Annotated in this window: 15 protein-coding genes; 8 read left to right on the top strand and 7 right to left on the bottom strand. The window is 49.3% G+C overall.

The window, feature by feature from the left end:
• Positions 1–31: 31 nt before the first annotated feature.
• Entirely contained in the window at positions 32–853 is an 822-nt protein-coding gene (gene mutM / locus LCH85_05850) for a bifunctional DNA-formamidopyrimidine glycosylase/DNA-(apurinic or apyrimidinic site) lyase (GenBank protein MCA0351500.1), read from the top strand.
• Between the two features lie 206 nt (positions 854–1,059).
• On the opposite strand, the gene LCH85_05855 is transcribed toward mutM, so the two are convergent.
• The 5 genes from LCH85_05855 to LCH85_05875 form a co-directional block, all read right to left on the bottom strand.
• Positions 1,060–1,875, bottom strand: coding sequence for a Cof-type HAD-IIB family hydrolase (locus tag LCH85_05855; GenBank protein ID MCA0351501.1), 816 nt, complete (start codon positions 1,873–1,875; stop codon positions 1,060–1,062).
• A 92-nt stretch (positions 1,876–1,967) separates the two neighbouring features.
• Positions 1,968–2,588 carry a hypothetical protein gene (locus tag LCH85_05860; protein ID MCA0351502.1) on the bottom strand — a complete coding sequence of 207 codons (621 nt, stop codon included), beginning with the start codon at positions 2,586–2,588 and terminating at the stop codon, positions 1,968–1,970.
• Positions 2,589–2,610: 22 nt separating this feature from the next.
• Entirely contained in the window at positions 2,611–3,360 is a 750-nt protein-coding gene (locus LCH85_05865) for a VirB3 family type IV secretion system protein (GenBank protein ID MCA0351503.1), read from the bottom strand.
• 18 nt (positions 3,361–3,378) lie between these two features.
• Positions 3,379–5,067 carry an extracellular solute-binding protein gene (locus LCH85_05870; GenBank protein ID MCA0351504.1) on the bottom strand — a complete coding sequence of 563 codons (1,689 nt, stop codon included), beginning with the start codon at positions 5,065–5,067 and terminating at the stop codon, positions 3,379–3,381.
• A 16-nt stretch (positions 5,068–5,083) separates the two neighbouring features.
• Positions 5,084–6,247: a substrate-binding domain-containing protein gene (locus tag LCH85_05875; protein MCA0351505.1), complete on the bottom strand. Its 1,164-nt coding sequence runs from the start codon at positions 6,245–6,247 to the stop codon at positions 5,084–5,086.
• 409 nt (positions 6,248–6,656) lie between these two features.
• On the opposite strand from LCH85_05875, the gene LCH85_05880 reads away from it, so the two are divergent.
• From LCH85_05880 to LCH85_05900, 5 genes are all read left to right on the top strand, one after another.
• Positions 6,657–7,058 carry a nuclear transport factor 2 family protein gene (locus LCH85_05880; GenBank protein ID MCA0351506.1) on the top strand — a complete coding sequence of 134 codons (402 nt, stop codon included), beginning with the start codon at positions 6,657–6,659 and terminating at the stop codon, positions 7,056–7,058.
• Positions 7,040–7,711, top strand: a complete 672-nt coding sequence (locus LCH85_05885) for an SDR family oxidoreductase (GenBank protein ID MCA0351507.1) — start codon at positions 7,040–7,042, stop codon at positions 7,709–7,711. Before LCH85_05880 ends, LCH85_05885 begins: the two co-directional genes overlap by 19 nt.
• A gap of 165 nt (positions 7,712–7,876) precedes the next feature.
• On the top strand, positions 7,877–8,926 hold the full coding sequence (locus tag LCH85_05890) for an S-adenosylmethionine:tRNA ribosyltransferase-isomerase (GenBank protein MCA0351508.1): 1,050 nt from the start codon (positions 7,877–7,879) through the stop codon (positions 8,924–8,926).
• Between the two features lie 79 nt (positions 8,927–9,005).
• On the top strand, positions 9,006–9,905 hold the full coding sequence (locus LCH85_05895) for an aminoglycoside phosphotransferase family protein (GenBank protein MCA0351509.1): 900 nt from the start codon (positions 9,006–9,008) through the stop codon (positions 9,903–9,905).
• The gene (locus LCH85_05900) at positions 9,902–10,207 is read left to right on the top strand and encodes a DUF1330 domain-containing protein (GenBank protein ID MCA0351510.1); all 306 of its coding nucleotides are present in this window, start codon (positions 9,902–9,904) and stop codon (positions 10,205–10,207) included. Before LCH85_05895 ends, LCH85_05900 begins: the two co-directional genes overlap by 4 nt.
• Positions 10,208–10,228: 21 nt before the next feature.
• Here the strand turns inward: LCH85_05900 and LCH85_05905 are convergent, their stop codons facing one another.
• Both LCH85_05905 and LCH85_05910 read right to left on the bottom strand, forming a co-directional pair.
• A complete protein-coding gene (locus LCH85_05905; protein ID MCA0351511.1) occupies positions 10,229–10,618 on the bottom strand; it encodes a hypothetical protein in 390 nt (129 codons plus the stop codon).
• Between the two features lie 162 nt (positions 10,619–10,780).
• Positions 10,781–12,472, bottom strand: coding sequence for a cellulose-binding protein (locus tag LCH85_05910; GenBank protein ID MCA0351512.1), 1,692 nt, complete (start codon positions 12,470–12,472; stop codon positions 10,781–10,783).
• A 287-nt stretch (positions 12,473–12,759) separates the two neighbouring features.
• Here LCH85_05910 and LCH85_05915 point away from each other — a divergent pair, with 287 nt between their 5' ends.
• A complete protein-coding gene (locus LCH85_05915; GenBank protein MCA0351513.1) occupies positions 12,760–13,305 on the top strand; it encodes a hypothetical protein in 546 nt (181 codons plus the stop codon).
• Between the two features lie 10 nt (positions 13,306–13,315).
• Positions 13,316–14,536 (top strand): beta-lactamase family protein, encoded by a 1,221-nt coding sequence (locus LCH85_05920; protein ID MCA0351514.1) that lies wholly within the window; start codon positions 13,316–13,318, stop codon positions 14,534–14,536.
• Positions 14,537–14,563: the final 27 nt, after the last annotated feature.

Here is a 14,563-nt window from a genome sequence, read left to right on the forward strand (position 1 = left end):
ATCCGCTTGTGTATTTTAGAAAAAAACGCTTATGCCTGAACTACCAGAAGTTGAAACTGTTCGTCGTTCGCTTGAGCAAGAACTCGTTGGGCGGCATTTTGTAGCATTGCGCAGCCTTGGCTGGCCTAAGATTATCGATACGCATAGCCCTGAATTGTTTGCCGAAGCCATCGCTCAACGCCAAATTCGGCAAGTTCAGCGGCGAGCCAAATATCTGCTGATCGAGCTTGATAACCACGAAACCTTGATTGTGCATCTGCGCATGACGGGCCAAATGTTGGTTGTGGCTGCCGATGAACCCGCCGATCGCCATACTCATGTGATCGTAGCGCTGGATAATGGCCGCGAACTGCGCTTTCACGACCCACGCAAATTTGGCCGCTGGAGCCTCGTTGATCGCAGTGGCGTGGCGGCGCTCAATCAACGTTTAGGGCCAGAACCGCTTGGCGACGATTTTACTTTAGATGATTTTGCTCAGCGCTTGAGCCGCAAAGCCACTAAAATCAAGCCAACCTTGCTTGATCAAAGTGTCTTGGCTGGGGTTGGCAATATTTATGCTGATGAAGCGTTGTGGTTGGCCAAAATTCACCCCTTGCGACCTGCCAATAGCCTAAACGCCAATGAAATTGCTGAGCTATTCGAGGCGATTAAAACTGTGCTACGCAACTCAATTGAGCATCGTGGCACAACTTTGGTCAATTATCGCGATGCCTATGGCGCAAGCGGCGAAAACCAATATCACCTTGAGGCCTACGGGCGCACGGGCGAGCCATGTCGGCGCTGTGGCACACCAATCGAGCGCATCGTTGTGGCCCAACGCTCAACCCATATTTGCCCAATATGTCAAGTATAATTTGGGGATCAGTTGTTGGTTGTTGGGGATCGGGATTAGGTTCTACTTTTGAACGCAGAGGCGCAGAGCATTAAAGTATTTTCCTCGATAGCACCTAGGTAGACTCTAGCCATACGTTCCTCTGAACCTCATGTGTTAAAAAATGAAGATCGAACTACTACGAGTCCGATCCCCAACAACCAATCGCCGATCCCCAGCTTTAGGTGCTACTCTTCGCCCAACACAAAATGGCGAATGCCATAGGCTGCGCCATCGTCGCTGAGCGTAGGCAACACATGATTAGCCGCAGCTAAAGCGAAGCGATCAGCATTGCCCATAGCCATGCCAAAGCCTGCCCAAGCCAGCATCGAAGCATCATTCTCGCGATCGCCAATTGCCGCAACTTCGGCTTGGGGAATGCCCAAATGTTCGGCAAGCACGGCCAAACCAACGCCTTTGGAGCTACCAATCGCCGCCGCCTCGCCAAAATGATCGTGCGAACGAAAAATCTCCAAGCGACCTTTCCAGCGTTCACCCCATTCTTGCATCGTGCGCTCTAATTCAGTTGGGTCGGTAATCCAAACCAGCTTGGTAACGGGTTTTTGGCGCACAATCTCAACCAAGTTGGGGGCAATATTCACTGGAATATCAACCAGCGAGAAGCCCAAATATTCTTCAACCTCGGGGCTGCGCTCAACAATCCACAGCTCATCATCGATATAGGCCTGAATATACAAGCCCTCAGCTAAGGCCAATTCGACCACTTCGGCAGCCAAGTCGGCGGGCAAGGGATTATCGTAGAGCACCGTACCATCGGCAGTTTGCACATGTGCGCCTTGGTAGGTAATCAGAGGGGTGGTTATCTGCAACATATCGGCAAATGGCTGAGCGGTGCGAATCATGCGGCCAGTGGCAATTGTGACATGCACTCCGGCTGCTTGGGCATCAGCAATCGCGGCTCTGGTAGCGGCGCTTGGCTCTAAGCGTGAATCAAGCAAGGTACCATCAAGATCAAGCGCCAACAAACGATATTTCGGGGTCATGAACCATCCTCTAAAACGCAACAACGACGTGCGATTAGTATACCGCAGCGTCGTTGAGTCGATATCCTGTAATGCTCGTTAGTATAGCACCATCACTTGGTTTCATCCTTGGGTGGCTCGATCACGATCATTGGTTGCAGATTTGGATCAATATACACGATTGGCTGGCCTTGAAATAATTGCTCGGTTTCAACCGGCAACGGTGAACCTGCTCGATCCAAGCGCCCGCGCAATTTGGCATTCAGCATATAAATCGTCAGCGCAATCATAATCAGATAGCCAATGACCAAAAAGGTATTGATCCATGGATGTAATTCAATACTCAAAAGAAAGCCCAGCCCCAACAAGCATCCCCAACGGAATAAGCCAATCAAGCCTGCTTGCCAAGCAACACTGCGCACCACAGGCTGCTCATCAAACAGCAACAGCAATGGCAGCAAGGCCAGCACAACGGAAACTGTGCCAAGCAAGCTATACAGCAAATCATTCGAATTGATCAACTGATAGCTCGCAATACTAATCAGGCTTTCTTCCCATGCCCATTCTAAGAACACGGGATACAGTGCGATTAGCATAATTACGGTAACAATTGGCTCGATCAGGCTAATGCCCAATAAATGCTGCATGCGCCCAATTGAATTTTTGGCGCGGATCGACCACCAAATTGCCCCCGCCAGCGCCAACCAGATTGCAAGATAGATTCCGATAAACATTCAATTCTCCCTCGTTATAAACCTAGGCTACGCCACTTTGCGACATAGCGCCTTCTAAAACATGCTGAAACGCATCCATGTCGGCATTCAAATTGCTCAGTCGTTCAGCAACTTCTTGCGAGGTTTGAGTGGCACTAGCAGCCTCGGATGCTCGCAAACGCACGGTTTCAGCCAAAACATTATCAAGGTTGGCGGCAATATTTTGCAACTGGGCCGTAATCCGATCATAGTAGGTTGCCAAGGCTTGGGCATTTTGCTGACGATCAATCAAGGCCGCCCGCGTTTCTTTCAATTGATCAACCGTATAGCTATCCTTAGTCATGGCGATCCGTTGATCAAGGCTGTCGATTTGGGGTTGCAAGCCATGCGGTTGCGAGGTTTGCAAATATTGCTCGATCAACTGGCCTTTATCCGCTAAACCATGGGCCTGCTCAAATAATTCATTGGCTTGATCAGCAATTGGCTGGAGCAGGCGTTGTAACGGGCCAGCCGTCACATTGGTTGAGCGCACAATCTCGCGGCGCGTGCGATCGATCGCTTCCAGATGCGATTGAAAGGTGCGGCTGGTAATTTTGGCCAATTTTGGAGCTTCTTGCTTTTGCACTAAGATATTTGGATCATTCGCCAACATCCAGACCATCAGGGCATAGGCGATAATCGCAAGCACAATCAACCATGGATAAATTGTTAGCGCCATAACCACCCCGACTGCCAAAACAATCAAGGGCAGTGGTTTGGTGGCGGCAACTTGTAAAGGGTGGCGTGAGTTCATAATGCGCGATCCATTTCTCTAGAAAAATGTAGCAATTTCATGATAAACCTGACGAATTGTCGCCGGATCGCCAGTATACGATTTCGCTCCGGTTATTTCGGCAATTCGTTGCAAAACCTCTTGATTGGCATCAGAGCCATAGGCAATCGTGAAAATTTTAATCGATGTGCCAGCTTCATCTTGGCGAATTTGCTCATTCAATTGTTCTAAACTTAATGAGCTAGCCGTATCTTCGCCATCAGTCAACACCACCAAAGCGCGAATCCGCTGCTCTTCGGTTTGTTGCTGAATATCGGCATAGACTTCGCCAATTGTGCTGTACAAACGAGTTTCGCCATCGGCCACCAAGCCATCGATGCGAGTATGCAAATCGGCCCGTTTGGGGCCAATCGGCGAGAGATCGGAAAGCTCGGTTGCATTGGTGCTGAAAATCGTCACCTGCACATTATCTTGATCAGCAAAGATATCGATAAAATCGCCAAGCGCAGTTTTGGCTTCGCGCAAACGGTTTTCTTGGCGCATCGAGCCAGAAGTATCAATAATCAAGGCTACATCAACTTGCTTTTTGTGCTGCTGCCACAATTGGGTTATGGCCTGCAAAACGTCTGCCGAAGGCGTTGGCAAGGCAACTTGCAATTGGCTTGGATCAACGCCATGCGCGGTATCAATCGGCGCTGCTAGGCTAATATCAACATTGGCAGGCCGAAAACCATATTGCATGGCCTTGGCTTGTTGGGGTTGAGCCAGCAAAAACTCTTGAAATACTTGCGCTGCAGCCCGTTTGTCGGCATTCATGCGCTCGGTTTCTAGCACCACCAAAGGATGGTCACTCCAAAATGAGCCTTCTTTGGGGTAAATCGCCACCATCGGCAACTCAAGGTTGGGATACAAGGCTTGATCATACGACTCGATGATGAGATTTTCATACAAAATCGCCGCCGACAAATACGAAGAGCCATGCTCATACATGGTTTTGGCAAAAAAGCCTGTGCTTGAGCCATAGTGAATGACTGATTGCTCAACAGCATTGATCAAACTGGCAGTTTCGGGCTTATCCAAATCAGCGACAGTCAGATCGCTGGTTTTTTGATTGGCAGCGTAGGCCATCGCCACAATCGTGGCAAGCCCACTATTGGAGAACTCAGGGTGCGTGTGGCCAAACTGAAATGCACCCCACTCAGGATGGCCAAAATCGGCCCAAGTTTTGCCACTAGTCGCCAAATCGGCCAAATCCGCCCAGCCAATTTGCTTATCGGGGTAGCCCAAGGCTTGAGCCATTGGCTTCCACATGCCAATTACAACTGGGCTAAGCACCAACGAAGCGGGAGTTTGGTCGCTAAACAGCAATTCGCCTTTAGCCGTCTTCCAACGTTGATTGGCTAATGGCAAGGATAAACTGCTCGCTGGACTCCATAAATCGGCCTGTTGCGAACCATCAAGCAAGCCGTTGATCGTTTCGAGCGAACCAACGGGCACTGCTTCGACCTGAATGCGTTGGCCGCTAGCGGTTTTAGCTGAGCTGGCGTTAAAATCGCTCACCACCGCATCAATCCAGAGTTGCTTTTCGCTGCCATAGAGCAAGCGCAACACCAGATCATTACTGCTCGTTTGATCTGATTGGCTTGGTTGGGTTGGGTTAGCTGCCTGACCACAGGCGCTCAAAAGTGTGAAGAGCAACAATAAGCGTAGAGCAAATCGAGAACGCATTGGCAACACTCCTTGATTAGCGTTTAACACTGGTCGCTAGCGAGTTCCACAAATCCAGCACTGCCTTGATCGTGGCAGCATCTGGCTCAGCCGCCAAATTTGGAATGCTCATTTGCACTCCAGAACTTTGATATTTAACAAAAGGCGAATCGGCGGCATCGATTGCAATATCGGGATCGACTGGGCGAAAGCCTTGTTGGACAGCCGTGGTTTGTTGCGGCTTGGCAAGTAGAAATTCGCGCAATGACCCAGCAGCTTCACGTTGATCGTCGCTGCTCCACGAGGCATCCAAAATTGCCAAAGGATGGTCGCTATAGAGATTTTGTGGTGGATACACCAAGATTAATTTACCAAAACGGCCTTGGGCTTTGGGCAAATATTCAAGCGCAGTGCTTTCATAGACCACGGCTGCACCATAGCTACTTGGCCCAAATTGCACCATTTTCTGCATCAATGAGCCAGTGCTTTCAGCAAATTGCTCAACATTTTTGGCGTAGCCTTGGAGCCATTCCACAAATTGAGGATCATTAACATCCCCAGCGGTTAAGCCACTAGCTTTATTATGGTAAGCATAGGCCATCAAAATCCAAGCCTGAAAACCGCTATTTGAAGTGGTCGGGCTAGTTTGGGCAAATAGAATTTTTTGACTGCGCTGGGGGATTAAAACCCCATCGTGCAATGCTTGCCAAAGCTGAGGATCTTGCGATTTCAATAAGTTGGCGGCGGGCGAACCTTCGTAGGCAGCTAGCACCAATGGCGAAATCAACAACGGTTCGGCATCAGCAGCCAAATTGGTTTTACCATCGATTTGGGCGGCATTAATTTGGGTAATTTGTAAGGTACTGGCGGGGCTGATCGCGGTTGGCCGCAAACGTCCATCCTGCAACTGAGCCACAATCTCTTGCGAACCACGCGAAATTAACTCGACTTGAATCGGCTTGCCATCGACAGTCGGATTGGTTGCCAGCCAGGCATTGACCGATTGCTTGAGCCAAGCCTCTTTTTCACTGCTATAGACTAATTGCAACTTAATTGCCTGGCTTGGGTCGGGCGTGCCAGGCACCCGCGTGGGCAAAATTGCCAAGGGCGCTGATGAAGCCAACCAACCTTGGCTCACCGCAACCACGACTAACGCACAAATCAGAAAAAAGCCAGCTGCAACCACCCATGCCTTACGCATAACAACTCCGTTCTATCCAAAAATCCAGAATGCTAAAATGTTATGGTTTTGTTAAGCAAAAATAGCATTTCAGCCCATTAGAATGAGCAATTTATCTACGTCACCAGTTTGGTTTGGTTACAGCAAGTCTAGTGCAAGTAGGGGCAAAAAGCTAGCCCGAAAATAGCGTATACCATGCCTAAGTCCCCATAACAATAGCCAAACCTACGCCGAATTCCAGTGATCGTTGATTTACTAACCCATCTCCATAAGTGCAACGTTGCTTCATCCCTTATTCTTCATCCTTCATCCTTTTGCTGGCCAATTGGACAGGTCTGGGCCTGTCTCGTTGTGCTAGCTTTTGCCCCACCCTTGGCTGAGTTGAACTCACGGGCCAATCGCTATACTGCTGGGCAGATGGAGGTTGGCTATGAACAACGATGATTTTCGAGGCTGGTGTAGCAGCCTCGCCACAGTTTGGAACCAACAGAAACTGGCTGTTTTACCCAAATTATTCAGCCCAGCCATTCGTTATCAAGAACATCCTTTTGAGCCGGCCTTGCATGGTTTGGCGGCAGTGATTGGCTATTGGCGCACAACCTTGGCCCAGCATGAACAAGTCGAATGTGTGATTACGCCAGTCATCTTTGCCCATGGGCGAGGAGTTGCCGAATGGCGCACCAAGCTCTATCACCACAATCAACAGCAAGCCCAAACTTTAGTCGGAATTTTTATTGTGAATTTTGATGCCTATGGTCAGGCTACCGAACTCCGTGAATGGTGGTTGGCGCAGGCAGTTGAGGAGCAACATTTATGCAACGCATTGGATTAATTACTGGTGCTTCGCGTGGTTTAGGCTTAGCCTTGGCGCAACAATTAGCCTTGGAGGGCTGGCACTTAATTATTACTGGCCGTGGAGCAACTGCGCTTGAGCAGGCCCGCGCCGCCTTGGCAACTCGCACAACAGTTCAAGCAATTGCTGGCGATATTGCCGACCCGTCCCATCACCAAGCCTTGGTGGTTGCTGCTCAAGAATGGGGTGGCCTTGATCTCTTGATCAATAATGCGAGCATTTTGGGGCCAAGCCCCCAGCCAAATCTGCTCGATTACCCGCTTGACGTGCTAGCCCAAGTGTATGCAATTAACGTTTTTGCTCCATTGGCAGCAATTCAAGCCTTGGCTCCAAGTTTCAAGCCTAGCATTCGAATTATCAACATCAGCAGCGATGCGGCAGTACAAGCCTACGAGGGTTGGGGCGGCTATGGCTCAAGTAAAGCTGCGCTCGATCAATTAACTGCAATTTTGGCCGCCGAACAACCAACATGGCGAGTGTATACCCTCGATCCGGGCGATATGAATACCCAAATGCATCAAGAGGCCTTTCCTGGCGAGGATATTAGTGATCGGCCACCGCCAGAAGCAAGTGTTCCTGCAATCTTGCGCCTAATTAACGATGATCTGCCAAGTGGGCGTTATCGGAAGTAACGAATAAGGGGTCAGATGGCAGGGATCAGCAAGCAGGGATAAGGCTAAGCCCTAACGATCTGCCAAGTAGGCAAGATGACAAAAATAAGAATTCAGAGGTCAGATCAAGGAAACCTAACCCCTAGCCCCTGACTCCTGCCCCCTAATAATGAAAGTGACAAATAAATGCTTGCAACGATCGATTTTGAATTGCCCGCCGTGCTTGAGGCAGGTGAGCCACCCGAAGCGCGTGGCCTTGAGCGCGATCAAGTGCGCTTGATGGTTTCGCACAGTCGCTCGAATCAAATTGAGCATTATCGGTTTGACCAACTAGCAACGATTTTACAAGCAGGCGATGTGCTGGCAATTAATACCAGTGGCACACTGAATGCGGCAATTCCGGCGACAAATGCTGCTGGCGAACGCTTAATTGTGCATCTTTCAACTCAGTTGTTGGCTGAGCTATGGCTAGTAGAAGTTCGTCAGCCCTATGCTACCAGCAGCCAGCCCTATCGTGCACCGCTTGCTGGGAGCAGCCTAAATTTACCGTCTGGTGGGCAGATTGATATTCATCGCGGTTATGCCAACGATGGCCCAACTATCAGCCGCTTGTGGGTTGCTAGTTTGCGATTACCTCAGCCCTTGCCGCACTATCTGGCTGAACATGCCAAGCCAATTCATTATCAATATGTGGCGAATAATTGGCCTAACAGCTATTATCAAACGGTCTATGCGACCGAACTTGGCAGCGCCGAAATGCCCTCGGCTGGGCGAGCATTCTCCGAGCGATTATTAACGCGCTTGGTAGCGCAGGGTATCCAAATTGCGCCATTGCTGTTGCACACAGGGGTTGCCAGCCTTGAAGATCACGAGCCGCCCTATGCCGAATGGTATAGTTTGCCAGCAACCAGCGCTGATCTGATCAATCGGGCGCGGGCAGATCGTCGTCGCGTGATCGCCGTCGGCACAACCAGCGTGCGGGCGATCGAAAGCACCGTTGATCAACGGTGCTTGGTGCATCCCCAAACCGGCTGGACAGAATTGGTAATTACTCCAGAACGTGGGTTGCATGCGGTTGATGGTATTTTAACTGGTTTGCACGAACCTAAAGCGACCCATTTAGCGATGCTGGCAGCCTTAGCGGGCTATCAACATTTGGATTTATGCTATCGCGAAGCATTAGACCAGCACTATCTCTGGCATGAATTTGGCGATTTACACTTAATTTTGCCCTAGCCAAACTCATTCGTTAGATTGATCAGCATTCAAGCATTGTTTGGCATACTGCTTGAATGCTGATATTTTAAGGATGGTGATGCGCTTGATGCACCCAAATGAACAACCAATTGATTATGATTTAGTACAAACTTTATTGACAAGCCAATTCCCTGAATGGGCTGAATTGCCGTTGCAAAAGGTGGATTCAGCAGGAACCGATAATGCAATCTATCGGCTTGGGTCAGATTTGGCAGTGCGGCTCCCACGAATCGATTGGGCCGTCGATCAAATTGCTAGCGATTTTCGTTGGTTGCCATGGTTGCAAACCCAATTGCCATTGCAAATTCCTCGGCCCATTGCCCAAGGTCAGCCAACCGCCGATTATCCTTGGCCGTGGGGCGTTTATGCTTGGCTGGCTGGCGAGAATGCAATTAATGCAAGGCCGAAACATCCAGATCTGGCGTTGAGCCAATTTTTGCATGCGCTCCAACGAATTGATTCAAAGATCGGCCCCGCTCCAGCCTCGGCAACTTCACGGGGTGTACCCTTAATTCAGCGTGACAGTGCTACAAGGGTGGCAATTGGCGAAGCACAGGCCTTGCTCGATGCTGAACGAGTGCTAGCAGTCTGGGACCATGCCCTACAGCTTGCGCCATGGCCACACGCACCAGTTTGGATTCATGGCGATTTGCATGCTGGTAATTTGTTAGTTGTTGATGGCAAGATTAATGCAGTGATTGATTTTGGAGTGTTGGCGGTGGGTGACCCTGCTTGCGATCTACTGCCAACCTGGAATATGTTTGATCGTCAAACGCGGCTGCATTTTCGCCAAGCCATGGCGGTTGATGCCGCCACATGGCTACGTGGGCGGGGCTGGGCGTTGTCGGTGGCCGTAATCGCCTTGCCCTATTATCATCAGAGTAACCCTGTATTGGCTCAGATGGCCCGCTATAGCATCGAGCAAATTCTCGCTGATTGGGACTTGGAGCAAATATGAGCATCTATTTTACCCAATTAATTTACCTAAACGAAGGCCAAGCAGCAGTATTCGAGCAATTTGAAGCGCAGGTTTTGCCGTTGTTGGCGCAGCATAACGGGCGGTTGCTGTTGCGTATTCGTCCAACTGACACAACGATCATCGAGCAAACGCTTGAACCGCCCTACGAAATTCATCTGCTTGAATTTGCTTCGCAGGCCGATTTCGAGCGCTACCTTGCAGATCCTCAGCGCCAAGCCTATTTACCCTTGAAAGACCAAGCCATTCGTTCAACGTTTGTTATTCAGGGGCACGTGCTTTAAATTAAAAATGAAAACCCTTCACTATTTATGAAAAGTTTCGATAAAAACATCAGTAGCAACCCATTGTCCATTCTCATTATGAGCACTACATAACCAATTCCAAGTTTCAGTTTGCACGATTTTGGCATTCATTCGCATCATTACTAAAACGGTTGATCGAATGACACGAACATTTGGCTCAGGTTGGAGAATTGTGTGATTCGAATCGAGAAAAACCACAGTCCAAATATTGAATTTATCGATCACAGCTTGTTTGCAGGCAGCTAATGCCTGTGCTTCTAGATCGACAATTGGAACTGTTGGGCTTGGTTCAGTCGTTGCAGTCGGTTGGGTGGTAGGCTGGACAGTTTGGTTGGCACAGCCAGCCAAGAGGCTTAGAGCCACAATTGCAATGCTCATTAGCTTGTGCATACATTTTCCTCATCTCTCAACAATGCTAATTAATTGCCCGAAGTATACCCGATTAACAAGATTTTACTTATAAATGCACCACCAAGACCAATAATAATGCCGCAAATAACAATAGATACCTAATGTTGTTTGCGGCACTGTTAGTCTAAAGGTTAAGTACGATTAGTTGCAGCCTTCCCACCAGCAAGGGTTGGCCTCTGCCCAATCAGTCAAGGCTGTCCATTTTGGAGAGCTAGGTTGGGTGACATATTCCAAAGCGCCCCAGTTGCCCCACTTGCTGTAGGTTCCGGTGAAGTTGAAGGCAACAAATGTATGTCCGCCATTGCTGCGCCAATCATCAAGATGTTGGCGATAGACTGACTCCATACGTGGATCGCGATTGGCAGCCCCAAATAAGGCGGTAAGCGCATCGTTGTTTTCGGCTCCACCATGGCCAACCAAATGCTGGCCACCTTCATAAGCTACCATTTCAACCCCAAACTCATCGGCAACGCTGGCCGAATCGATCATCCATTGGCTTGCCTGTGCCAATGCTCCGCCTGCTGGCCCATTTGCTAAAACACCACCTGTCTGAATTTCGGTGAAAAGCTGATCGAGTGTCCAGGTTGATACTTTCGTTGCGTTCTTGGGATCGCCTAGATAGCCACCAAAATAGGGCGCTACCGCCAAGGCTTCAATTCCATGATCAACACATGGATCACCATCAGTCCAAAGCGGACAGCCTAAGATTTGTTGACTAACCCAGAGATTGCCTGCTTGCGAACCAGCAACACAATGCACTCGATTCGCTTGATCGCCCCAAGCAGCCTTCCAGATATCGCACATCTGCGCTGTTCGCATCCCATGCCAGTTCATACCACTTTGGAATGGATCAAGATCAATGTCATCATCTGGATCATCAAAGAGCGCCAACCCTTGATTTACCGCATACTGGGCTTGAGGAAACATACCGTTCCAGACTTCATTGGAAAACTCAATATAGACCTCAATATCGCCATTGAGCAACTGCTTGGCTTTGGCGGCAAAACGCCGCATATAGTCATCGTTGGCGGTATGCGGCAGATTAAACCAAGCATCATTGCCCAGCCGATTGGTCAGCGCCGCCATAATTTCTAAGGGAACGCCCTTCTTGGTCGTATAGCGAGCGTCGTTGACGACTGGCCGATCAGCCCACGCTACCTGCGTAGTCTCGTTTGTGCGCATCCAATCCATAAAGCGAATAACCTTGGTTGAACTCAGTCGCTCTAGAAAGCGTGGATCGAAGACTTGGGTTTTATAGCTCGTTTCGTAGGCAATTGGCACAACATGCATATCACGCAAATAGTTGCCAGTATTGAATGGATCAGTCGCGGTAATTTTGATTTGGACATAGCCATCGTGGCCAACAGTAATGACATCGCGGCCTGGCGCGGAGCTAACATTGGTTACGCCCAAGGGATATTCGATCGTGCCTTCGCCTTTGTACAACACCACATACTGACCACTAAAATCCAGTCGTGGATCACCCAGCATAATCAAAGTTGAGATGCTGGTAAAAATGGGGGCATCGCTGGGTTTGGGCAGTGAACGTACCCAGCCTCGGCTGTCAAGATCAATCAGCTGATATTCGCCAGTATCCCAACTCTTTTTCTGGGTACAGCCAGCGTCTTGGCCAACCCGACATTGAGGAATCCATTCACGCGACGTTTTGAAAAAATCCAACAGCGCCAGATCATCGCTCCAATCCTGCATCGCCTCAAGATTAACTCCTAACGGCGATTGATCGGCGGCTTGGGCAGCGCTGGGCGGCGGATAAATCACCCCAGTCAGAATAATTAACAATGCCAGATACGCAGCCAACGAATAATAACGCATCGATTCCTCCAATGGCTAGCCAGCAGTCATTGCTGGTAGCAAATAATGTGGGGAGTTTTGGCAACCTCATCCTTCAACAAAGAATTAGATAATTGGATTGCATTGCCGCTACCCCTTAAGATGACATTAATAATGACGTTTAAGTTTGGCAATTCTGGACAGGTGACGTTAAAGATTTTTAAAGATTGTTTTAGTAAAAATTGATTGGTGATTAATCCTTGACAACTAACGATAGTTACGTTATCATCAACTAACGATAGTTACGTTATATAGAAAGAACAAAAACTATGGCACTCTTTAATCATCAACTGGCAGAACAAATCACGGCTTTAGTGTTGCAACGCTATCGCAGTTTGGGTCAAGCTTTGGGGGCAACCAACCTAGCCGAGGAAGCCGCCGCCGAAACTGCCTTTCAACATAACCTTAATCTGTTGATCGAGGTGGCCAACGGGCGGCATATGCGCAGCGAAATTATGCTGCGCCGGATTGAATTGGCGCTTGAGCAATTACTTGATCTGTTGCTGGGCAATGCCTTGCAAAGTAAAGCGGTGTTTCCTGAGGATTTTTGGCAGAGCGATATTGGCATTTTGGTGTCGCGCACACGCTGGTGGATTTCCGCCGAAGATTTGATCACGATTAGCAATGCTGCTGCGCTCGCCTTTGGCCAAAATAATCAGGCCAATCGCATGCGAATCGCCCGCGCAATCGACAACGGCTTGTTGGATTGGGTTCCCGATCCGTCGGTGGCCAATCCACAGCAAAATCGACGGGTTTTACGTTCGCAAGTCGAACGTTTGCGCGATTTGAGTCGTTTGCCTGAACTTGGCGATTAAAGGAGCAACGATGAATCAGCCAATTCCCCAAACTGCTAGTGAATTAGGCTTGATGCAGGGTTTTCCACCTAGCTCAAGTGTTGACCACGCCCAACAATTACTCAAACCCTATAATCGCTGGAGTTTCCAACATATTCAGTTGCTCAATCCAGTTGCCGATGTCTGGCGTGGCACTGAGCCAAGCAGCCCATTTGAGTATGATCTACACGATTTAGATTCAATAGCCTATAAAAATTATCTTGGGCAGGAATTGAGCTTTAATCATATGGTTGAGCAAAGCTACAGCGACGGCCTGATGGTTCTGCATCGCGGCAAGGTCATTTACGAACGCTATTTGAATGGTATGCAGCCGCACAGCTTGCATGCTTGGGCTTCAGGCAGCAAATCGGTCACTGGCACGTTGGCAGCGCTGCTGGTTGCTGAGCAAGTGCTTGATCCTCAGGTAACGGTTGCCGATTATTTGCCCGAACTGGCCAACAGTGGGTTTGGCGATGCAACCCTCGCTCATGTGCTGGGCATGAGCACGGCGGTAGGTTTTGCCGAGCAAACTGCTAATTTGGTTACCGAAAATTTCAAGTATGGAGTGGCCTTGGGCTGGAATCCGCGCCCAGCCGATTATCAAGGCCCAAACAATGTCTATGAATTTTTGCCAAGTATGCTGAAAATTGGCGAACATGGCCAACGCTTTACCTACCAAACTCCCAATACTGATGTGCTGGCATGGATTATCAAGCGCGTACTGAATTGCAGTTTGGCAGAGGCTGTATCACACTTTATCTGGCAAAAACTTGGGGCTGAGCGTGATGGGTTGTGGGTGGTTGATTCAGCTTGTGCTGAAACCGCTGGATCGGGTTTTTGCTCAACGCTGCGGGATATGGCGCGATTTGGTCAAATGTTGCTCAAGCGTGGCGCATTCAATGGTCAGCAAATTCTGCCCGAAACAGCAGTCTTGGCGATTGAGGCGGGGGGCGATCAAGCAGCTTTTGGGCGGAGTGCTATCGCCCATCCCAGCAACGCCAACTATTCCTACAACTATCAATGGTGGCATACCCACAATCAGTATGGCGCTTATATTGCCAATGGCTATGGTGGGCAGATGCTCTACATCGCCCCCAAGGCTGATTTGGTATTTGCTAAAATGAGTTCGTATCCCACACCTACGCCCGATGGCTCGGAATTTTATGCGGCGATGGGTGCAATTCCGAGCTTGATTACCGCCTTACAAGCATAATATCGAATTTTAACCGCAGAGACGCAG

The organism is Chloroflexota bacterium, assembly GCA_020161265.1.
In the GTDB taxonomy this organism is placed as follows: Bacteria; Chloroflexota; Chloroflexia; order Chloroflexales; family Herpetosiphonaceae; genus Herpetosiphon.

Excerpts from the sequence above, each read along its gene's own strand:
- LCH85_05920 (MCA0351514.1), top strand. The coding sequence starts at position 13,316 with ATGAATCAGCCAATTCCCCAAACTGCTAGTGAATTAGGCTTGATGCAG.
- LCH85_05885 (MCA0351507.1), top strand. The coding sequence starts at position 7,040 with ATGCAACGCATTGGATTAATTACTGGTGCTTCGCGTGGTTTAGGCTTA.
- LCH85_05915 (MCA0351513.1), top strand. The coding sequence starts at position 12,760 with ATGGCACTCTTTAATCATCAACTGGCAGAACAAATCACGGCTTTAGTG.
- LCH85_05880 (MCA0351506.1), top strand. The coding sequence starts at position 6,657 with ATGAACAACGATGATTTTCGAGGCTGGTGTAGCAGCCTCGCCACAGTT.
- mutM (MCA0351500.1), top strand. The coding sequence starts at position 32 with ATGCCTGAACTACCAGAAGTTGAAACTGTTCGTCGTTCGCTTGAGCAA.
- LCH85_05855 (MCA0351501.1), bottom strand. The coding sequence starts at position 1,875 with ATGACCCCGAAATATCGTTTGTTGGCGCTTGATCTTGATGGTACCTTG.
- LCH85_05900 (MCA0351510.1), top strand. The coding sequence starts at position 9,902 with ATGAGCATCTATTTTACCCAATTAATTTACCTAAACGAAGGCCAAGCA.
- LCH85_05865 (MCA0351503.1), bottom strand. The coding sequence starts at position 3,360 with ATGAACTCACGCCACCCTTTACAAGTTGCCGCCACCAAACCACTGCCC.
- LCH85_05910 (MCA0351512.1), bottom strand. The coding sequence starts at position 12,472 with ATGCGTTATTATTCGTTGGCTGCGTATCTGGCATTGTTAATTATTCTG.
- LCH85_05860 (MCA0351502.1), bottom strand. The coding sequence starts at position 2,588 with ATGTTTATCGGAATCTATCTTGCAATCTGGTTGGCGCTGGCGGGGGCA.
- LCH85_05870 (MCA0351504.1), bottom strand. The coding sequence starts at position 5,067 with ATGCGTTCTCGATTTGCTCTACGCTTATTGTTGCTCTTCACACTTTTG.
- LCH85_05895 (MCA0351509.1), top strand. The coding sequence starts at position 9,006 with ATGCGCTTGATGCACCCAAATGAACAACCAATTGATTATGATTTAGTA.
- LCH85_05875 (MCA0351505.1), bottom strand. The coding sequence starts at position 6,247 with ATGCGTAAGGCATGGGTGGTTGCAGCTGGCTTTTTTCTGATTTGTGCG.
- LCH85_05905 (MCA0351511.1), bottom strand. The coding sequence starts at position 10,618 with ATGCACAAGCTAATGAGCATTGCAATTGTGGCTCTAAGCCTCTTGGCT.
- LCH85_05890 (MCA0351508.1), top strand. The coding sequence starts at position 7,877 with ATGCTTGCAACGATCGATTTTGAATTGCCCGCCGTGCTTGAGGCAGGT.